Source organism: Streptomyces sp. NPDC050388 (genome assembly GCF_040655635.1).
In the GTDB taxonomy this organism is placed as follows: Bacteria; Actinomycetota; Actinomycetes; order Streptomycetales; family Streptomycetaceae; genus Streptomyces.
Window position 1 is genome coordinate 84,111 of the sequence record NZ_JBFAKH010000018.1, and the last position, 19,306, is coordinate 103,416.

A 19,306-nucleotide genomic window follows, 5' to 3' on the forward strand; every position below is an offset into this window, starting at 1 on the left:
GGGCCATCCTGCGGTGCGTGAGACGTCAGCTGTCGCTGCCCGTCCCGCGACGGCGCATGCCGAAGAAGACCGCACCGCCACCGACGGCGACCAGGACCGCTGCGATACCGGCGATCAGACCGGTGTTGGAGTCCGCGCCGGTCTCGGCGAGGTTCGAGTCACCGACGGCGGGCGACGGAGCGTTGTCCGAGGTGTCCGCCGGGGCGGGGGCGGTGGTCTCGGGCTCCGACTCCGACGGGGTCGGCGTGCCGGGCTCGGCGGACTCCTCGGCCGGGGTCGAGGCGGAGGCCGACGGCGTGGGCTCCGGGGCCGGAGTCTCCGGAGCCGGGGTCTCCTTCTCTCCCTTGCAGGCCGTGGCCGGGGTGGTCAGGTTCGGCTTGATGTCCTCGTCCACGTAGGGCGCGGCCTTGATGTGGATGCGGTACTCGGCGTCGGGCTTCCAGTCCTCCTCGAAGGTGATGGTGACGCCCTCGCGGGAGCCCTTGACCACCTGCTCGCCGATCTTCTTCTCGTCGGCGCCGTTGTTCTCCAGGAACACGGTGACGGTGGCGGGAACGCCGGCCGGGTCCACGTCGGTGACGGTGATGACACCGTTGTCACCGACGCACTTGGCCTCGGCCGAGAACTCGTTGATGTTGCAGGCGGCCGCGCTGCCTGCGAGACCGACGGTGAGCGCGGCCGACGCGGAGACGACACCGAGGGCGCGCACGGTACGTGCGACGGTACGGCGCGAGGCCGTACGGCGTGTTACGGACAGAACTGCCACGTTTGTCCTTTACGGGATACGTAAGTGCGGGGGGTTGAGGGAGAGTTGACGGTACATCAGCACTCCCGTGAGGCTCCCAGGTCTATAAGCGGCGCATAAGTAGTGTCAACGCATATGCCGATAGCAGGACATGGCTTTACCTTCTTATTGCCCATCCGGGCGTTTCAACGTCTCCGAAGCCGCCTCGATCCGCTCCGGGGGCGCCGGGAGGAGGGCGGCGTGAGTGGGGAGCGTCTCCACCCGCTCATGCCGGACCGTGCCGTACGGGCTCCTCCTCAGCCCTTCACGACGGACGGGTCCATCCACACGATCTCCCAGGTGTGGCCGTCCGGGTCGTCGAAGGCGCGGCCGTACATGAAGCCCTGGTCCTGGGTCTCGCCGCTGACCGAGCCGCCCGCCGCGACGGCCTTCTCGACCAGCTCGTCGACCTGCTCGCGGCTCTCGGAGCTCAGGGCCAGCAGCACCTCACTGGTCTTGGCGGAGTCGGCGATCTCCTTCTTCGTGAACTCCGCGTAGCGCTGCTTGGTGTGCAGCATCGCCACGATGGCGTCGCTGATCACGACGGAGGCGGTGTTCTCGTCGCTGAACTGCGCGTTGATCGAGTAGCCGAGCTCGGTGAAGAACTTCTTCGAGGCGTCGAGGTCGTCGACGGCCAGGTTCACGAAGATCATCTGCTGGTACATGTCGGGTCTCTCCCTGAGGGTGCCGGGTTCCGTGGCGTTCGCCGGGGTAGACCGGGGGCCGGCCCGGAACTCATCGCCCGGTGGAGAGCCTCCTGGCGCGCCCCTGCCCTTCAGAGGGACAGGGGGAGAGCCGACAATCCCGCCACGGTCACGGTCAGCGGCCCGAACAGGGCGAGGAGCGCACCGGCCCTGAGGGCCGCGGCCCGGCGCGGGGTCGCGGCGGGAGCGCCCAGACGCAGCAGCGCGGCCGTGGTGCCGGCGTGCGCGTGCTTGGCCTCGACGGCGGCCGTCAGCAGGGTCGCCACGGCGCACCCCGTCACCACCAGCGCCCCGAGCAGGGCGAGCGGTCCTGCCGACAGGCCGTCGGCGTAGTAGTGCCGGCTCATGGCGTACGCGGCCGACAGCACGGCGCAGACCACACCCAGCGGACGGCCGATCCGGATGGCCTCCGTCATGAGGAGCCGACCGGCCAGCAGCCGCAGGGCACCCGGGCGGACCGACTGCAGCAGACGGCCGCACAGATGGGTGAGGCCGGGACCGACCAAGGTGAGGCCGACGACGGTCAGGGCCAGTCCGGCCAGGGCCCCGGGCCGGTCCCCGGGGGAGGCGGCGGCACCGCCACGGCTCGCGTAGGTCTCCACGGCCAGTCCCGCGGCCAGCGCGGCGATGCCCCAGGGCAGACCGGAAGGCGCCGAGCGGGCGCCGGTCGGGACGGCAGCCGACTTTCCGGCGACCGGGACGCCGGCCGGCTCCCCGGCTGTCGGCTCCCCGGCGGTCGACTCCCCGGCGGTCGGCGTGGGGCCGTCGCTCGTACCGTCCGGCCCGGGCGACCGCACCCGCGTCTCCTCCGGGACGGCTTCCGGTTCCTGTTGCCGCCGGGCCGCGGTCGGCCGTCGGCCGTGGGGCGCCGCTGCCAGATGCCTGCCGAAGCGTCCGTACGCCCCGAACGTCTCCCGCTCCGCGGTACTCCGGTACGCGCCGAAGCGGCCGTACCTCCGCCCCGCAGGAGACGCGCCCGTGGCCTGCCCCGCAGGGGACGCGCTCGTGGCCTGCACCACGCGGGACGCGCCCGTGGCCCGCTCGTGCGGACGCAGTGCCACCGCCACCGCCGCCGACGCGTTCACCGGCGGCAGCGCCAGCAGCATCAGGGCCGCCGGGAGCGGCAGGGGCCTGCCCGTGGCCAGGAACTCGGCGGCGGCCCCGTCGACGGGCATCCCGGTGAGGTCGCCGCGCAGATGGAGGAAGACGAGGAGGGCGACCACCGACCCCAGGGTGCAGGCCAGGGCCGTGGTCGTCGCGGAGACGGCCATCAGCCGGACGGGACCGAGGCCGACCGCCGAGAGTCCGGGCCGGGGTCTGGTCCCCGGGTCGGTCCGGGCCACCGCGACGGCGAAGTACACCGTGGCCGCCAGCGGGGCCGCGCACCAGGCCAGCCGGAGCAGTGAGGCGGACGGCGTGCCCGGGTGGCCGAGCGCGTGGCCGAGAGCGCACAGGAGCAGAAAGCCCGTGCCCGCGGAGGCGACGGCGACCAGAAGGCGGCGCAACTGGACGGCGGGGCGGGCGCCTTGGGTCAGACGGAGAGCGAGCACGTGGCCCGGCCCTTTGTCTCGACGGTCTCGGAGACCGGAGGCAGATGTACGGTGCGCACCTGGCGCCCGTCGAGCAGCGAGACGGTGCGGTCGGCGAGGGCCGCGATGTCCGTGTCGGAGGTCGCGAGGAGCACCGTGATGCCGTGCGAACGGGCCGCCGTGGTGAGCGTGCGCAGGACGTGCCGGCGGTCGGTGCGGTGCAGCGGCGCGGTCGGCTCGTCGGCGAACAGCACCGAGGGGGCCGGGGCGAGCGCGCGGGCGATGCAGACCCGCTGGCGCTCCGCGTGCACCAGGTCCGCGGGGTGCTTGCGGGCCTTGTCGCCGATGTCGAGGCGCTTCAGCCACTCCATGGCCGTCGACTTGGCCCGGCGCCGGGCGGTGCCGCGCAGCATCAGGGGGAGGGCGGTGTTCTCCCAGACGTTCAGCTCGGGGACGAGCACCGGTGCAGGATCGATCCAGCCGAAGCGTTCCCGGCGCAGCCGCTCGCGGGCGGCGGGGGTCATCGTGTGCACGGGCACGCTGTTGAACCAGACCTCGCCGCTGCGCACGGGCACCAGTCCGGAGAGACACCGCAGCAGGGTCGTTTTTCCGCTGCCGTGCGGGCCCCCGACGGCGAGGATCTCCCCCTCCCCGACGCCGAGCGAGACCCCGCTCAGCCCGGGAGAGCCGTCCTTGTGCCGGAAGTGCAGGGCGCGTGTCCAGAGCACGTCGTTGTCCGGTGGGGCCACCATGGCGTACACCTCGGTTCGGATCAGAAATGCCGTGCGAGATCTGTGGAATCCCCCATGCGGGGGAACGAAGGCAAGGCCGATCGGTCACTGGGCACGCTAGGCAGGACGCGGCGGGAGGCCGGACAGCACGCGGCCCCGGACCGCCGTTTCTCACTCGAACGGGCGGCACCGGGGCCGTAAATGATCATTCCAACCGAAGATCACAGTGGTGGATCACAGCTTCGTCCATGCCTCCGACAGCGTGGCGCGCAGGATCTGTTCGATCTCGTCGAAGGTCTCCTGGTCGGAGATCAGCGGCGGGGCGAGCTGGACGACCGGGTCGCCGCGGTCGTCGGCACGGCAGTACAGGCCGTTCTCGTACAGCTTCTTGGACAGGAAGCCGTACAGGACGCGCTCGGTCTCCTCGTCGTCGAAGGTCTCCTTGGTGTGCTTGTCCTTGACCAGCTCGATGCCGTAGAAGAAGCCGTTGCCGCGGACGTCGCCGACGATCGGCAGGTCGTACAGCTTCTCCAGCGTCGAGCGGAAGGCGCCCTCGTTGTCCAGGACGTGCTGGTTGAGGCCCTCGCGCGCGAACAGGTCGAGGTTGGCCACGGCCACCGCGGCCGAGACGGGGTGGCCGCCGAAGGTGTAGCCGTGCAGGAAGACGTTGTCGCCCCGGTAGAACGGCTCGGCGAGGCGGTCCGAGACGATGCACGCGCCGATGGGCGAGTAGCCCGAGGTCATGCCCTTGGCGCAGGTGATCATGTCCGGGACGTAGCCGAACTTGTCGCAGGCGAACGTCGTGCCCAGGCGGCCGAAGGCGCAGATGACCTCGTCGGAGACGAGGAGCACGTCGTACTGGTCGCAGATCTCCCGGACCCGCTGGAAGTATCCGGGCGGCGGCGGGAAGCAGCCGCCCGCGTTCTGCACCGGTTCCAGGAAGACCGCGGCGACCGTGTCCGGGCCCTCGAAGAGGATCTGCTGCTCGATCTGGTCGGCGGCCCAGCGGCCGAACGCCTCCGGGTCGTCGCCGTGGAGCGGAGCCCGGTAGATGTTGGTGTTCGGCACCTTGTGCGCGCCCGGCACCAGCGGCTCGAACGGGGCCTTGAGGCCCGGCAGTCCGGTGATCGACAGGGCGCCCTGCGGGGTGCCGTGGTAGGCCACCGCGCGGGAGATGACCTTGTACTTGGTCGGCTTGCCGGTCAGCTTGAAGTACTGCTTGGCGAGCTTCCAGGCGGTCTCCACCGCCTCACCGCCGCCCGTGGTGAAGAAGACCTTGTTCAGGTCGCCCGGGGCCTCGTCGGCGAGCCGCTCGGCCAGTTCCACGGCCTTGGGGTGGGCGTAGGACCAGACGGGGAAGAAGGACAGTTCCTGTGCCTGCTTGAAGGCGGTCTCGGCGAGTTCGACGCGGCCGTGCCCCGCCTGGACCACGAACAGGCCGGCGAGACCGTCGAGGTACCGCTTGCCCTTGTCGTCGTAGATGTGGGTGCCCTCGCCGCGGACGATGGTGGGGACGGGGGAGTTCTCGTACGAGGACATGCGGGTGAAGTGCATCCACAGGTGGTCGTACGCGGACCTGCTGAGGTCGCTGGGATCCTTGGGGCTGTCGGTGCTCACGATCATCGGGTTCCCCACATGTAGGTCTGCTTCTTGAGCTTGAGGTAGACGAAACTCTCGGTGGAGCGGACACCGGGCACGGCCCTGATGCGTCGGTTGATGACCTCCAGAAGGTGGTCGTCGTCCTCGCAGACGATCTCGACCATGAGGTCGAAGGAGCCCGCGGTCATCACCACGTACTCGCACTCGTCCATGGCGCTCAGCGCGTCGGCGACGGACTCCACGTCCCCCTCGACGTTGACACCGACCATCGCCTGCCGGCGGAAGCCCACGGTGAGCGGGTCCGTGACGGCGACGATCTGCATCACGCCGTGGTCGAGCAGTTTCTGGACGCGCTGGCGCACGGCCGCCTCCGACAGACCGACGGCCTTGCCGATCGCGGCGTACGGCCGCCGGCCGTCCTCCTGGAGCTGCTCGATGATGGCGAGGGAGACGGCGTCCAGGTGGGGACCGCCGCCGTTCTTGGACTCGCGGGAGTCCCTCGGTTCTGCGCTTCGACTGGCCACATGGTCACTGTGCACGACGTCTCGACTGTTTCGCAAGGCGCATTCGATGAAATTCGTTGTCCTGAGGGTTTCAGTTTGCGGATTTCGCAGGTGCGGGGTGGGTGGGGGTGTTGAAAACGTCAGCGGTCCGTCTAGGGTGGGTGTCTCAGAGGTTGGACACCTCGGACACCCGCGAGGAGCACCAGGAGGGCTTGCAGTGAGTACCGAGCTGCGTCGTCTGCGCAACTACATCGGCGGTGAGTTCCGTGACGCCGCCGACGGACGGACCACCGAGGTGGTCAACCCCGTGACCGGTGAGGCGTATGCGACCGCGCCGCTGTCCGGGCAGGCGGATGTGGACGCCGCGATGGCCGCCGCCGCCGAGGCCTTTCCCGGCTGGCGCGACACCACGCCGGCCGAGCGGCAGAAGGCCCTGCTGAAGGTCGCGGACGCCTTCGAGGAGCGGGCCGAGGAACTGATCGCGGCCGAGGTGGAGAACACGGGCAAGCCCATCGGGCTGACCCGCACCGAGGAGATCCCGCCGATGGTCGACCAGATCCGCTTCTTCGCGGGCGCGGCGCGGATGCTCGAGGGCAGGGGCGCCGGCGAGTACATGGAGGGGCTGACCTCCTTCGTGCGCCGTGAACCGGTCGGCGTCTGTGCCCAGGTCGCCCCCTGGAACTACCCGATGATGATGGCCGTGTGGAAGTTCGCCCCGGCGATCGCGGCGGGCAACACGGTCGTCCTGAAGCCGTCCGACACCACGCCGGCCTCCACCGTCCTGCTCGCCGAGATCCTCGGCTCGGTCCTGCCCAAGGGCGTCTTCAACGTCATCTGCGGCGACCGCGACACCGGCCGCATGATGGTCGAGCACGAGACCCCGGCGATGGCGTCCATCACCGGTTCGGTGCGCGCCGGCATGCAGGTCGCCGAGGCCGCGTCCAAGGACCTCAAGCGCGTCCACCTGGAACTGGGCGGCAAGGCTCCGGTGGTGGTCTTCGAGGACACCGACATCGCCAAGGCCGTCGAGGACATCTCCGTCGCGGGCTTCTTCAACGCCGGTCAGGACTGCACGGCCGCCACCCGCGTCCTCGTCCACGAGTCGATCCACGACGAGTTCGTCTCCGCGCTCGCCAAGGCGGCGGCCGACACCAAGACCGGCATGCCGGACGACGAGGACGTGCTGTTCGGCCCGCTCAACAACCCCAACCAGCTCAAGCAGGTCGAGGGCTTCATCGAGCGGCTGCCCGCGCACGCGCGCGTGGAGGCGGGCGGCAAGCGCGTCGGCGAACAGGGCTTCTTCTACGCGCCGACCGTCGTCTCGGGCCTGAAGCAGGACGACGAGATCATCCAGAAGGAGGTCTTCGGCCCGGTCATCACCGTCCAGACCTTCGCCGACGAGGACCAGGCCGTGGAGTACGCCAACGGCGTCGAGTACGCGCTGGCCTCCTCGGTGTGGACCAAGGACCACTCCCGCGCGATGCGGATGTCCAAGAAGCTCGACTTCGGCTGCGTGTGGATCAACACCCACATCCCGCTGGTCGCGGAGATGCCGCACGGCGGCTTCAAGAAGTCGGGCTACGGCAAGGACCTCTCGGGGTACGGCTTCGAGGACTACACGCGCATCAAGCACGTGATGACGTCGCTGGACGCGTAGCGCTCCGCCGGGGGGAGCCGGACGAACTGCCTCTTGGGCGCCGTTCGGGTTCCGCTGACCGGAGGCTGCGGGCCGTCCGTGGCTGGTCGCGCGGTCCCCCGCGCCCCTTCGGGGGCGCGGGGGACTGTCATGGTCGGGCGTTCGTGTCGCGCAGGGTGTGCAGGATGTCGATGCGGTTGGTCGTGATCGAGTCGGCGCCCAGCGCCAGCAGGCGGCGCATGGAGCGGCGGGTGTCCGGGGTCCACACGGACAGCAGGTAGCCGTCGCGGTGGACGCGGTCGGCCAGGGCCCGGTCGACCAGGCTGAAGCGGTAGTTCAGCCAGCGCGGGCGGATCGCCTCCAGGAGACCGGCCCGCGGCGGGGCCAGCGTCGTGAGGGTGAGGGCGATCTCGGCGGACGGGTCCGCCGCGCGCACGGCGAGCATGGTGGCGGCGCCCGCGCAGTAGTACACGCGCTCTTGGGCCCCGTGCTCCCGCACGGCGTCCACGATCCGGCGCACCGCCCGCGGGTGCGGGGCGCCCGGCAGGTCCAGCATGACCCTGCTGCCCTCGGTCACCGACAGCGCGTCCGGCAGGGCCGGCACGCCGCCGTCGGTCAGGCCGCGCACCTCCTCCCAGGACAGCGACCGCAGCGGGCGGTCGTGCGCCCAGAGCCGCTTCAGCGTCTCGTCGTGCAGCAGGACCGGCACGCCGTCCCGGGTGAGGCGCACGTCGAACTCGACCGCGTCCGCGCCCCGGTGGAGCGCGGAACGCAGCGAGGCGAGCGTGTTCTCGCGGATGCGGTAGGGGTCGCCGCGGTGGGCCACGGCGGTCACGTCGTGCATGGCAGCCCTTCGCAAGGTCGGTTCGTCACGGGGTGGCCGGTTCGCCGGGGCGCTCAGCGGGCGAGCCAGGACGTGGTGTAGGAGTCGATCTCGGCGGCCAGCCGCGCCTTGGCGGGCCGGTCCAGGAAGGACGCCTCCACCGCGTTCTTCGCCAGCTCGGCCAGGCCCCGTTCGTCGAGGTCCAGCAGCCGCGCGGCGATCAGGTACTCGTGGTTGAGGTCGGTGCCGAACATCGGCGGGTCGTCGGAGTTGACGGTCACCAGGACACCGGCCCGGACGAACTCCTTGATGGGGTGTTCGTCGAGGGTGCGGACCGCGCGGGTGGCGATGTTGGAGGTGGGGCACACCTCCAGCGCGATGCGCCGCTCGGCGAGATGCGCGAGCAGCTCGGGGTCCCGGGCGGCGCTGGTGCCGTGCCCGATCCGCTCGGCGCGCAGGTCGCGCAGGGCGTCCCACACCGTCTCCGGGCCGGTGGTCTCACCGGCGTGCGGCACCGAGCGCAGGCCCGCGGCGATGGCGCGGTCGAAGTACGGCTTGAACTTCGGCCTGGGCACCCCGATCTCGGGTCCGCCCAGGCCGAAGGAGACCAGGCCCTCCGGGCGCAGCCGGTCGTCGGTGGCGAGCCGCACCGTCTCCTCGGCGGACTCCAGGCCCGCCTCGCCGGGGATGTCGAAGCACCAGCGCAGTACCGTCCCGAACTCGGCCTCGACCGCCTTGCGGGCGTCCTCGATCGCGTCCATGAAGGCACGCGCGTCGATCCCGCGGCGGGTCGACGAGAACGGGGTGAGGGTCAGCTCGGCGTACCGCACCTGCTGCCGGGCCAGCTCACGCCCCACCTCGAAGGTCAGCAACCGGACGTCCTCGGGCGTGCGGATCAGGTCGACGACGGACAGGTACACGTCGATGAAGTGGGCGAAGTCCGTGAAGGTGAAGTAGTCGGCGAGCGCCTCGGGGTCGGTGGGGACCCTGGAGTCGGGGTGGCGGGCGGCCAGCTCCGAGACGATGCGGGGGGAGGCGGAGCCGACGTGGTGCACGTGCAGTTCGGCCTTGGGCAGTCCGGCGACGAAGGCACGCGGGTCGTGGCCCGGTGCTCCGGCGGCCGTGACGAGACGGTCGGTCATGGTTCCTCCCCCAAGCGGCGTCCTCGGCCGGGGTGCGGCGGGACGCGGGTGATCGGTGGATCGGTGGATCGGTGGATCGGGGATCATCGTAGGACGGGTGCGCCCGGCGGGGCACCGGGGCCGTAACATGGCGGGACGTTCGACGGAGGGGGTCCAGCGCATGTCCGACGACGCGCAGGCGCCGGAGGCGCGGGGGAGTACGACGGGCGGTACACCGCCCCGGAGCCCGCACGACCATGACGATGTGTGGGCGGCGCCGGCCGACAGCGGGGCCGCTCGGGCGCAGCCGCCCCAGGCCCCGCCCCGGGACGTGGCGCCCCCGGTGACGCAGATCGATCTGGGCGGGCAGGTCGCACCCGACCCGCTGGACTCCACCGGATCCGTCGACCCGTGGGCGCTGCCGGAGTTCGACCCGCCGACCCCCGGCGCGGGTACGACCGGTGCGTCGGCCGGTCCCCCGGCCCCCGGCGCCTCCTCCGTGCACGATCAGCAGACGATGACGTCCTTCCCCGCGATGGAGGACCCCGCCCCGCCGCCCGCCCGGCCCTGGGCGGGCCCCGCCGCCCCGCAGGCACCGACACCGCCCGTCGGCCCCGGCGCGGCGGCCCCCAACCCCTTCGCGCCCCCGGTCGCCGACCCGCTCCCGCCACCGCCCGTCGCCCCCGACGGGCCCGGCCGTGTTCCGTACGGCTACCCGGGCGGCCCGCAGAGCGGTTACGGCTACCCGGCCCCGCAGCCGCCCGGTTACGGCGGCTCACCCGGTTACGGCGGCGCGCCCGCCCCGGGCTACCACGGCTGGACCGGCATGGCGCCCATGCCGAGCAACGGCATGGGCGTCACCGGACTCGTGCTCGGCATCATCTCGGCCGTGTTCTTCTGCCTCTGGCCGCTGGCCATCGTGCTCGGCGTCATGGCCGTGATCTTCAGCGCACTGGGCCGGGGCAAGGCGGCCCGCGGCGAGGCCACGAACCCGGGATACGCCCTGGCCGGCCTCATCTGCGGTGCGGTCGGCATCGTCCTGAGCGTCGGCTTCGGCGCGCTCGTCCTGTTCACGTCCTCCTACTGACCCCGGACACCACCTCAGAGCCCCGGCCCGTCCCGGTCCTTCCGGAGGCGGGCGCGGGCCCGCATCAGGGCGAAGCCCAGGAGGTTCGGGCCGCGCCACTGCTCGGGGTCCGCCGCCCTTTCGTCGGTGGCCGCGAGTCCGATGCCCCACACCCGGTCCACCGGGCTCGCCTCGACCAGAATCCTCCCCCGGCCTTCGGCCGGGGGGACCCCCCATCTCGCTTCGCTCGCCCGTGCCCAGCAGGAAGGCGCGCAGGTCGGGGTGGGCCGCGAACTTGTGCACGCTGCCCTCGACGACGACGCGGAACCGCTCCCGCCGCCACGTCTCCTCGTCGAAGCCCCGCACCAGCCGCCCCGCCTCCTTCGCCTGCGCCGGGTGCTTCGCGGCCAGCACCCGCCGCTCCCCCTCCAAGTCCGCGAACAGCCGGGCCTTGGCCGCCATCATCCAGTGCTCGGCGGTCGCGTAGGTCACGCCGTCCACCGTGAACGGGGAGGGCCACCACTGGCTCAGACAGCTCGCCCCGACCCGGCCGTCGGGCAGCGGCCGGTGCCCCCAGAAGTACAGGTACTTGACCCGTCGGCCGACCCGCAGTGCCTCGACCAGAGTCTCCCTGGAACCGATGGTCCCCGCCGTCCCGCTCATCGCCACCCCCGTGAACCCTTCCCTGCCCGCGCGAGTCTGGCACGCACCACCGACACCCCGTCCCGCCTTTTCTCCGCCCCTCGACACCCGGTCGACAGATTCCGTCGCGTAACCAAAAGGCAACAACGGAATCACTTGTTGGAGTCCCGTCGCTCTGTCAGGATCGGCACTCAAATCGAGCTGGAGCCACGCCGCCCCCTCAGGGAGACGGAGGAGAGCGACATGCACAACCCGGGCAACGCCACCCCGGAACGATTCCCGGCCCAGGGCCGGTTCGCGGACGGGGCGCAGTTCATCGCGGGACGTTCGAGGAAGGGCACCTCGGGCCGTACGCACGCGGTCGTCGACCCCGCCACCGGGCAGGAGGTCCACACCTACGCGCTCGCCGGCACCGACGACGTGGACGCGGCCGTCGCCGCGGCGCGCGAGGCGTTCCCGGCATGGGCCGGCGCCACCCCCGGTGAGCGCTCCGACGCCCTGCACCGGTTCGCGGCCGTCGTCGCCGAGCGCGCCGAGGACTTCGCCCGTGCCGAGTCCCTGCAGTGCGGCAAGCCGCTCAAGCTGAGCCGTGAGTTCGACGTCCCGGGGACGATCGACAACATCGCCTTCTTCGCCGGCGCCGCCCGCCATCTGCAGGGCCAGTCCGCCGGCGAGTACTCCGGCGACCACACCTCCTACGTCCGCCGCGAACCCATCGGCGTCGTCGGCTCGATCGCGCCCTGGAACTACCCCCTCCAGATGGCCGCGTGGAAGATCCTCCCGGCGATAGCCGCGGGCAACACCGTCGTTCTCAAGCCGGCCGAACTCACCCCGCTGACCTCCCTCCTGTTCGCGCGGGCCGCCACCGACGCGGGCATCCCGGACGGCGTGATCAACATCGTCACCGGCACCGGCAAGGAGGCGGGCGAACACCTCGTCGGCCATCCCGACGTCGCCATGACCTCCTTCACCGGCTCCACCGCCGTGGGCAGGCGGGTCGCCGAGATCGCCACCGCCACCGTCAAGCGCATCCACCTCGAACTCGGCGGCAAGGCCCCCTTCGTCGTCTTCGACGACGCCGACCTCGACGCCGCCGTCAACGGAGCGGTCGCGGGCGCGCTCATCAACACCGGCCAGGACTGCACGGCCGCCACCCGCGCGTACGTGCAACGGCCCCTCTACGAGGCGTTCGTCGAGCGCACGGCCGCCCTGATGGAGACCGTGCGGCTCGGCGACCCCTTCGCTCCCGGCACCGACCTCGGCCCGCTGATCTCGCACGCCCAGCGCGACCGCGTGGCCGGATTCGTCGACCGGGCACGTGCTTGTGCGCGGGTGGTGACCGGCGGTGAGGCACCGGAGGGCGAGCTGAAGCACGGCGCGTACTACCGCCCCACCCTGATCGCCGACGCGCCGCAGGACAGCGAGGTCGTGCAGTCCGAGATCTTCGGACCGGTGCTCGTCGTCCTGCCCTTCGACACCGACGACGAGGGCATCGCCCTGGCCAACGACACGCCGTACGGGCTCGCCGCCTCCGCGTGGAGCCGCGACGTGTACCGGACGGGTCGTGCCACCCGCGAGATCAAGGCGGGCTGTGTGTGGATCAACGACCACATCCCGATCATCAGCGAGATGCCGCACGGCGGCTCCAAGGCGTCCGGCTTCGGCAAGGACATGTCCGCGTACTCGTTCGAGGAGTACACCCAGATCAAGCACGTCATGTTCGACAACACGGCGGTGGTCCGCAAGGACTGGCACCGCACGATCTTCGGGGACCGACAGCAGCCGGGCCGCCCGACCCACGGCCACTGACCCGAAAGGGCACCACGCGCATGGAGCAGTACGAGCCCGACCGCCTCTCTCCGGCCCGGACGGCCGCTATGCGGCGCAACTTCCGCAACGGCAGGGCAGCCCTGACCCGCCGTTCCCTGCTGCGCGCCTCCACCGGGGGTGCGCTCGCGGTCGGCGGTCTCGGGGCGCTGAGCGGGTGCGGCATCCCCCCGGCCGGCCGGACCCAGGGCGGCACCTCCGCCGAGGACCATTCGGCCGAGGAGAAGACCGTCAACTTCTCCAACTGGCCCGTCTACATCGATGTCGACGAGAGCGGCAAGCAACGTCCCACGCTCGACACGTTCACCCGGCAGACCGGCGTCAAGGTCAAGTACACCGAGGACGTCAACGACAACACCGAGTTCTTCGGCAAGATCAAACCGCAGCTCGCCGCCGGGCAGGACACCGGCCGAGACCTGATCGTCCTCACCGACTGGCTGGCCGCGCGGATGATCCGCCTGGGCTGGGTCCAGAAACTGGACCCGGCGAACCTGCCGCACGCCTTCGCCAACCTCTCCGGGCAGTTCCGCAGCCCGGACTGGGACCCGGGGCGCGCTTACTCCTACCCCTGGCAGGGTGTCTCGGCCGTCGTCGCCTACAACAAGAAGGCGCTCGACGGCATCGAGGTGAAGTCGGTCTCCGACCTGCTGGACAACCCCAAGCTCAAGGGCCGGGTCTCCTTCCTGTCCGAGATGCGCGACAGCATCGGCATGACCCTGCTCGACATGGGCAAGGACCCGGCCAAGGTCACCGACGACGACTACGACGCGGCGATCGACCGCCTGCAGAAGGCCGTCGAGAAGGGGCAGATCCGCCGCTTCACCGGCAACGACTACACGTCCGACCTGACCAAGGGGGACATCGCCGCCTGTGTCGCCTGGGGCGGTGACATCGTCCAGCTCCAGGCGGACAGCGACGACGTCGGGTACGTCATCCCGGACGCCGGTTTCGTGACGGCCACCGACAACCTGCTCATCCCCAACAAGGCCCGCCACAAGGCCAACGCCGAGCGGCTGATCGACTTCTACTACCAGCCGCCGCAGGCGGCCCGGCTCTCCGCCTACGTCGCCTTCGTGAGTCCCGTCGACGGCGCGCAGGAGGAACTCGCCAAGATCGACAAGTCGGCGGCGGAGAACCCGCTGATCATCCCGACCAAGGACGTAGCGGCCCGAACCCACTCCTTCCGTGCCCTGAGTGACAAGGAAGAGGCGGCCTACGAAGCGAAGTTCGCGAAGCTCACAGGGGCGTGACGACGATGAAGACGACGACACAGACCAACGGCGACGTCCGCCTGACGCAGATCGGCAAAACCTACGGGAACTTCACCGCCGTACACCCGCTGGACCTGACCGTGCCCCAGGGCTCCTTCTTCGCCCTGCTCGGCGCGTCCGGCTGCGGTAAGACCACCACCCTGCGGATGATCGCCGGCCTGGAGGAACCCACCGCAGGCACCGTCCACCTCGGCGACCAGGACGTCACCGCGCTCCCGCCGTACAAGCGGCCGGTGAACACCGTCTTCCAGTCCTATGCCCTCTTCCCGCACCTCGACATCTTCGAGAACGTCGCCTTCGGTCTGCGCCGGCGCGGCATCAAGAGCGTGAAGAAGCAGGTCGAGGAGATGCTGGAGCTGGTGCAGCTCGGCGAGCAGGCGCGCAAGAAGCCGCACCAGCTCTCCGGTGGCCAGCAGCAGCGCGTCGCGGTGGCCCGCGCCCTGATCAACCACCCCAGGGTGCTGCTGCTCGACGAGCCGCTCGGCGCCCTCGACCTCAAACTGCGCCGCCAGATGCAGTTGGAGCTCAAGCGCATCCAGACCGAGGTCGGCATCACCTTCGTGCACGTCACGCACGACCAGGAGGAGGCCATGACCATGGCCGACACGGTCGCCGTGATGAACGCCGGCCGGGTCGAGCAACTCGGCCCGCCCACCGACCTGTACGAGAACCCGCGCACCACCTTCGTCGCCAACTTCCTGGGCACGTCCAACTTCATCGAGGCCGACGTCGACTCCAGGTCCGGCGACGACCTCGTGCTGAAAGCGGGCGGCGGCAAACTCGTCCTGCCCTCGGCGCGCAACAGCGGCCCCGCCACGACCGGCGGCAAGGTGCTGCTGGGGGTGCGCCCGGAGAAGATCTCCCTCGCCCACGCGGACGACGCCGGGCGGATACCCGAGGGCCGCAACCAAATCACCGGCCGGATCGCCGACTCCAGCTTCATCGGCGTCTCCACGCAGTTCGTCGTCGACAGCCCGGTCTGCACCGCGTTCGAGGTCTACGTCCAGAACATCGACCGCGACGACCGCCTGGTGCCCGGCGCGGAGGTCGTCCTGCACTGGAACCCGGCGCACACCTTCGGCCTGGACGCCGCGCAGGATGCGGACGCGGGCGTCGAGACCGTCGAGCCCGTCGAGGGTGAGGTCGCCTGATGGCCACGGCCACCGAGGCGCCGCCCCTGGCGCCCGCCCCGGAGACGAAGGAGAAGAGACCGCCGCGCAGGCGGGGCCGCTGGACGCCGTACCTGCTCCTGCTGCCCGGCCTGCTGTGGCTGGTCGTCTTCTTCGCGTTGCCGGTGATCTACCAGGCCTCCACCTCCGTCCAGACGGGGTCCTTGGAGGAGGGCTACCGGGTCACCTGGAACTTCGCCGTCTACTGGGACGCACTGTCCACGTACTGGCCGCAGTTCGTCCGCTCGGTGCTCTACGCGGCCTCCGCGACCGTGCTGTGCCTGCTGCTCGGCTATCCGCTGGCGTATCTGATCGCCTTCCGCGCGGGACGCTGGCGGAACCTGATCATGATCCTGGTGATCGCGCCGTTCTTCACCAGCTTCCTGATCCGCACCCTCGCCTGGAAGACGATCCTCGCCGACGGCGGCCCGGTGGTCGACGCCCTGAACACCCTGCACGTCCTGGACGTCACCGCCTGGCTCGGCTGGACGGCGGGCGACCGCGTGCTGGCCACGCCGCTCGCCGTCGTCTGCGGTCTGACGTACAACTTCCTGCCGTTCATGATCCTGCCGCTCTACACCTCGCTGGAGCGCATCGACCCGCGGCTGCACGAGGCGGCGAACGACCTGTACGCCAGGCCCTCGACCACCTTCCGCAGGGTCACCTTCCCGCTGTCGATGCCGGGTGTCGTCTCCGGCACGCTGCTGACCTTCATCCCGGCCACCGGCGACTACATCAACGCGGACCTGCTCGGCTCCACCGACACCCGCATGGTCGGCAACGTGATCCAGATGCAGTTCCTGCGCGTCCTCGACTACCCGACGGCCGCCGCGCTCTCGTTCATCCTGATGGCCGCGATCCTCATCATGGTCACGCTCTACATCCGTAGGTCCGGCACGGAGGATCTGGTGTAAATGACCTTCGTCAACTGGCTCAAGAGCCGTCTCGTCGTCATCGCGGGACTGCTGACGCTCGCGTACCTCCTGCTGCCGAACGTCGTCGTCACCGTGTTCTCCTTCAACAACCCGAAGGGCCGCTTCAACTACCAGTGGCAGGAGTTCTCCACGGACGCCTGGAGGGACCCGTGCGGGGTCGCCGGCCTGTGCGGGTCCCTGGCGCTCAGCCTCCAGATCGCCCTGTGGGCGACCCTCGGCGCCACCCTGCTCGGCACGCTGATCGCGTTCGCGCTGGTCCGCTACCGGTTCCGTGCCCGCGGCGCCGTGAACTCGCTGATCTTCCTGCCGATGGCGATGCCCGAGGTGGTGATGGCGGCGTCCCTGCTGACCCTGTTCCTCAACATGGGTGCTCAGCTGGGCTTCTGGACGATCCTGATCGCCCACGTCATGTTCTGCCTCAGCTTCGTCGTGGTCGCCGTCAAGGCCCGGGTGATGTCCATGGACCCGCGCCTCGAGCAGGCCGCCCAGGACCTGTACGCCGGCCCGTTCCAGACGTTCTGGCGGGTCACCCTGCCGATCGCCGCACCCGGCATCGCGGCGGGCGCGCTGCTCGCCTTCGCGCTCTCCTTCGACGACTTCATCATCACCAACTTCAACGCGGGCTCCACCGTCACCTTCCCGATGTTCGTCTGGGGCTCCGCCCAGCGCGGAACCCCCGTGCAGATCAATGTCATCGGTACGGCCATGTTCGTCGTCGCCGTGCTGCTGGTACTGGTCTCCATGGCCTTCACCCAGCACAGCAAGCGCCGCGACCGGCAGAAGGCGTAGGTCACCATGAGTCGTTGGACGGCATCCCTCGCCGAGGCCCGGCCCCTCGCGTACTGGCTGGACGACTCCGGCAGGCCGCGGCCCGAGCCCGCCCTCACCGGCGCAGAGACCTGCGACCTGCTGGTCGTGGGCGGCGGCTACAGCGGACTGTGGACGGCACTGATCGCCAAGGAGCGGGATCCCGGCCGGGACGTCGTCCTGGTCGAGGGGCGGGAGGTGGGCTGGGCCGCCTCGGGCCGCAACGGCGGATTCTGCGACGCCTCGCTCACCCACGGCCGGGCCAACGGCCTGGCCCGCTGGCCCGACGAGATCCACCGGCTGGAGCGGCTGGGCGCCCGCAACCTCGACGCCATCGAGGAGACGGTCGCCCGCCACGCCATCGACTGCGACTTCGAACGCACCGGTGAGATCGACGTCGCCACCGAGCCCCACCAGGAACGGGAACTGCGGGACTGGTACCAGGAGATGGAGCGCCGGGGGCTCTGTGAGGGGGTGGATTTCCTGGACGCCGACGCGGTCCGCGCCCAGGTCGACTCGCCCACCTTCCGGGCCGGCCTGTGGGACCGCCGGGGCGTGGCCATGCTCCACCCGGCGAAACTCGCCTGGGGGCTGAAACGGGCCTGCCTCGGCCTCGGCGTCCGCGTGTACGAGCACACCCCCGCCCTCGGCCTGCGCACGGACGGGGCCGGACTGGCCGTACGCACCCCCCACGGGCAGATCCGCGCCCGGACCGCGGCGCTCGGCACCAACGTCTTCCCCAGCCTGGTCCGACGGGCCCGCGCCTACACCGTCCCGGTCTACGACTACGCCCTGATGACCGAGCCGCTCACCGCCGACCGGCTGGCGTCCGTCGGCTGGCGGAACCGGCAGGGCCTCGCGGACACCGCCAACCGGTTCCACTACTTCCGGCTGACCGCCGACAACCGCATCCTGTGGGGCGGCTACGACGCGGTCTACCCGTACGGCGGCCGGGTGCGCGCCGAGTACGACGACCGACCTCGGACCCATGCGAAGCTCGCGGACCACTTCTTCACCTGCTTTCCGCAACTGGAGGGCGTCCGCTTCACCCACGCCTGGGGCGGCGCCATCGACACCTGCACCCGCTTCTCGGCCTTCTTCGGCACCGCCCACCGGGGCAAGGTCGCCTACACGGCCGGCTACACGGGCCTGGGCGTCGGTGCCACCCGCTTCGGCGCCGAGGTGATGCTGGACCTGCTGGCGGGGGAGCGCACGGAACGGACCGAACTGGAGATGGTCCGCAAGAAGCCCCTGCCCTTCCCGCCCGAGCCGTTCGCCTGGACAGGCATCGCCCTCACCCAGTGGTCCCTGGCGCGTGCCGACACGCACGGCGGCCACCGCAACCTGTGGCTGCGCACACTGGACCAGCTGGGGCTGGGCTTCGACAGCTGAGGCCCGTCAGCGGGGGCCGGGTCCGGCGTCGGGAACTCCGGCGGACCGCGGCCGGCTGTCCCCGCCGACCGGACGGCCGACCAGCAGTGACAGGCAGATCAACAGGACCGCGCCCAGGCACCAGCCGGCCGCCACGTCCAGCGGCCAGTGGTAGCCCCGGCGCACCAGACCGAAGGAGACGGCGGCGACGAGGGCGGCACAGAGCAGCACGAGCGCGCGACGGACCGCCGCCGAGCGCAGCAGCGGAAGGAGGAGCAGGGTCGCCGCGCCGTACGCCACGACCGCGGTGACGGTGTGTCCGGAGGGGTAGTAGCCGACCGCCGGGGGCACGGCCGGGGTGCCGGGGCGGTCGGTCCACGCCTTCAGGGGCACGACGAGCACCGGCACCAGGACCATCGCCACGCCTCCGGCGGAGGGTGCCAGCCACCAGCGGTCCGTACCCGCGGCACGCCCGTGCCACGCGGCGTACCCCAGGGCGATCACCAGGGCGGGCCCGGCCACCCCGACGTTGCCGAGGTCGGCGAGCACCTCGGAGGCCCGGTCCGGATGGACGAGGGCCCCGCTCAGCCGCTCGTCCAGGCCCACCAGGGGACCGTCGACGACGACCTGCCAGGTGAACAGCGCGAAGAGGAGAACGGGCGGTCCGAGCAGCAGCATGGTGCACAGCTTTGCAGGCGGGGCCGGTGCGGGCCGAAGGACGGTGTGTCGTGACAGGCCGAAGGGCCAGTGCAGGGGGGGTGAGCACTGGCCCTTCGGGAACGGCCTGC

The 19,306-nt window shown here is 71.0% G+C and carries 16 protein-coding genes and 2 pseudogenes; 8 read left to right on the plus strand and 10 right to left on the minus strand.

The window, feature by feature from the left end; translation table 11 throughout:
• Positions 1 to 25: 25 nt before the first annotated feature.
• From AB0I73_RS13240 to AB0I73_RS13265, 6 genes are all read right to left on the minus strand, one after another.
• Entirely contained in the window at positions 26 to 709 is a 684-nt protein-coding gene (locus tag AB0I73_RS13240) for an LAETG motif-containing sortase-dependent surface protein (RefSeq protein ID WP_363036731.1), read from the minus strand.
• 332 nt (positions 710 to 1,041) lie between these two features.
• On the minus strand, positions 1,042 to 1,449 hold the full coding sequence (locus AB0I73_RS13245) for a VOC family protein (RefSeq protein WP_363036733.1): 408 nt from the start codon (positions 1,447 to 1,449) through the stop codon (positions 1,042 to 1,044).
• Between the two features lie 110 nt (positions 1,450 to 1,559).
• The gene (locus tag AB0I73_RS13250; RefSeq protein WP_363036735.1) at positions 1,560 to 3,038 is read right to left on the minus strand and encodes a hypothetical protein; all 1,479 of its coding nucleotides are present in this window, start codon (positions 3,036 to 3,038) and stop codon (positions 1,560 to 1,562) included.
• A complete protein-coding gene (locus tag AB0I73_RS13255) occupies positions 3,020 to 3,769 on the minus strand; it encodes an ATP-binding cassette domain-containing protein (protein WP_363036737.1) in 750 nt (249 codons plus the stop codon). The genes AB0I73_RS13250 and AB0I73_RS13255 overlap by 19 nt, the downstream gene beginning before the upstream one ends.
• 213 nt (positions 3,770 to 3,982) lie before the next feature.
• Entirely contained in the window at positions 3,983 to 5,371 is a 1,389-nt protein-coding gene (locus AB0I73_RS13260) for an aspartate aminotransferase family protein (protein WP_363036739.1), read from the minus strand.
• On the minus strand, positions 5,368 to 5,886 hold the full coding sequence (locus AB0I73_RS13265) for an Lrp/AsnC family transcriptional regulator (RefSeq protein ID WP_181383412.1): 519 nt from the start codon (positions 5,884 to 5,886) through the stop codon (positions 5,368 to 5,370). The genes AB0I73_RS13260 and AB0I73_RS13265 overlap by 4 nt, the downstream gene beginning before the upstream one ends.
• A gap of 181 nt (positions 5,887 to 6,067) precedes the next feature.
• On the opposite strand from AB0I73_RS13265, the gene AB0I73_RS13270 reads away from it, so the two are divergent.
• Positions 6,068 to 7,507, plus strand: coding sequence for a gamma-aminobutyraldehyde dehydrogenase (locus AB0I73_RS13270; protein ID WP_363036741.1), 1,440 nt, complete (start codon positions 6,068 to 6,070; stop codon positions 7,505 to 7,507).
• Positions 7,508 to 7,634: 127 nt separating this feature from the next.
• Here AB0I73_RS13270 and AB0I73_RS13275 read toward each other — a convergent pair whose 3' ends face one another.
• Both AB0I73_RS13275 and AB0I73_RS13280 read right to left on the minus strand, forming a co-directional pair.
• Entirely contained in the window at positions 7,635 to 8,330 is a 696-nt protein-coding gene (locus AB0I73_RS13275; RefSeq protein WP_363036743.1) for a glycerophosphodiester phosphodiesterase, read from the minus strand.
• 53 nt (positions 8,331 to 8,383) lie between these two features.
• A pseudogene (locus tag AB0I73_RS13280) lies at positions 8,384 to 9,566 on the minus strand (adenosine deaminase).
• Between the two features lie 45 nt (positions 9,567 to 9,611).
• On the opposite strand from AB0I73_RS13280, the gene AB0I73_RS13285 reads away from it, so the two are divergent.
• Complete coding sequence (locus AB0I73_RS13285) at positions 9,612 to 10,517, plus strand: DUF4190 domain-containing protein (protein ID WP_363036745.1); 906 nt, start codon at positions 9,612 to 9,614, stop codon at positions 10,515 to 10,517.
• Positions 10,518 to 10,531: 14 nt separating this feature from the next.
• Here the strand turns inward: AB0I73_RS13285 and AB0I73_RS13290 are convergent.
• Positions 10,532 to 11,159: pseudogene (locus AB0I73_RS13290) on the minus strand (NADAR family protein).
• A 222-nt stretch (positions 11,160 to 11,381) separates the two neighbouring features.
• On the opposite strand from AB0I73_RS13290, the gene AB0I73_RS13295 reads away from it, so the two are divergent.
• From AB0I73_RS13295 to AB0I73_RS13320, 6 genes are read left to right on the plus strand one after another with little or no spacing between them, the layout of a single operon-like run.
• Positions 11,382 to 12,947, plus strand: coding sequence for a gamma-aminobutyraldehyde dehydrogenase (locus AB0I73_RS13295; protein ID WP_363036747.1), 1,566 nt, complete (start codon positions 11,382 to 11,384; stop codon positions 12,945 to 12,947).
• 20 nt (positions 12,948 to 12,967) lie between these two features.
• The gene (locus AB0I73_RS13300) at positions 12,968 to 14,215 is read left to right on the plus strand and encodes a spermidine/putrescine ABC transporter substrate-binding protein (protein WP_363036749.1); all 1,248 of its coding nucleotides are present in this window, start codon (positions 12,968 to 12,970) and stop codon (positions 14,213 to 14,215) included.
• A gap of 5 nt (positions 14,216 to 14,220) precedes the next feature.
• Positions 14,221 to 15,387 carry an ABC transporter ATP-binding protein gene (locus tag AB0I73_RS13305; protein WP_363036751.1) on the plus strand — a complete coding sequence of 389 codons (1,167 nt, stop codon included), beginning with the start codon at positions 14,221 to 14,223 and terminating at the stop codon, positions 15,385 to 15,387.
• Entirely contained in the window at positions 15,387 to 16,319 is a 933-nt protein-coding gene (locus AB0I73_RS13310) for an ABC transporter permease (RefSeq protein WP_109377425.1), read from the plus strand. The genes AB0I73_RS13305 and AB0I73_RS13310 overlap by 1 nt, the downstream gene beginning before the upstream one ends.
• The gene (locus AB0I73_RS13315; RefSeq protein WP_363036753.1) at positions 16,320 to 17,129 is read left to right on the plus strand and encodes an ABC transporter permease; all 810 of its coding nucleotides are present in this window, start codon (positions 16,320 to 16,322) and stop codon (positions 17,127 to 17,129) included.
• A 6-nt stretch (positions 17,130 to 17,135) separates the two neighbouring features.
• Positions 17,136 to 18,539, plus strand: coding sequence for an FAD-dependent oxidoreductase (locus AB0I73_RS13320; RefSeq protein WP_363036755.1), 1,404 nt, complete (start codon positions 17,136 to 17,138; stop codon positions 18,537 to 18,539).
• A gap of 6 nt (positions 18,540 to 18,545) precedes the next feature.
• Here AB0I73_RS13320 and AB0I73_RS13325 read toward each other — a convergent pair whose 3' ends face one another.
• Complete coding sequence (locus AB0I73_RS13325) at positions 18,546 to 19,196, minus strand: phosphatase PAP2 family protein (protein WP_363036757.1); 651 nt, start codon at positions 19,194 to 19,196, stop codon at positions 18,546 to 18,548.
• Between the last annotated feature and the right edge of the window lie 110 nt (positions 19,197 to 19,306).

Excerpts from the sequence above, each read along its gene's own strand:
- AB0I73_RS13245 (WP_363036733.1), bottom strand. The coding sequence starts at position 1,449 with ATGTACCAGCAGATGATCTTCGTGAACCTGGCCGTCGACGACCTCGAC.
- AB0I73_RS13255 (WP_363036737.1), bottom strand. The coding sequence starts at position 3,769 with ATGGTGGCCCCACCGGACAACGACGTGCTCTGGACACGCGCCCTGCAC.
- AB0I73_RS13260 (WP_363036739.1), bottom strand. The coding sequence starts at position 5,371 with ATGATCGTGAGCACCGACAGCCCCAAGGATCCCAGCGACCTCAGCAGG.
- AB0I73_RS13275 (WP_363036743.1), bottom strand. The coding sequence starts at position 8,330 with ATGCACGACGTGACCGCCGTGGCCCACCGCGGCGACCCCTACCGCATC.
- AB0I73_RS13285 (WP_363036745.1), top strand. The coding sequence starts at position 9,612 with ATGTCCGACGACGCGCAGGCGCCGGAGGCGCGGGGGAGTACGACGGGC.
- AB0I73_RS13295 (WP_363036747.1), top strand. The coding sequence starts at position 11,382 with ATGCACAACCCGGGCAACGCCACCCCGGAACGATTCCCGGCCCAGGGC.
- AB0I73_RS13300 (WP_363036749.1), top strand. The coding sequence starts at position 12,968 with ATGGAGCAGTACGAGCCCGACCGCCTCTCTCCGGCCCGGACGGCCGCT.
- AB0I73_RS13305 (WP_363036751.1), top strand. The coding sequence starts at position 14,221 with ATGAAGACGACGACACAGACCAACGGCGACGTCCGCCTGACGCAGATC.
- AB0I73_RS13310 (WP_109377425.1), top strand. The coding sequence starts at position 15,387 with ATGGCCACGGCCACCGAGGCGCCGCCCCTGGCGCCCGCCCCGGAGACG.
- AB0I73_RS13315 (WP_363036753.1), top strand. The coding sequence starts at position 16,320 with ATGACCTTCGTCAACTGGCTCAAGAGCCGTCTCGTCGTCATCGCGGGA.
- AB0I73_RS13320 (WP_363036755.1), top strand. The coding sequence starts at position 17,136 with ATGAGTCGTTGGACGGCATCCCTCGCCGAGGCCCGGCCCCTCGCGTAC.
- AB0I73_RS13325 (WP_363036757.1), bottom strand. The coding sequence starts at position 19,196 with ATGCTGCTGCTCGGACCGCCCGTTCTCCTCTTCGCGCTGTTCACCTGG.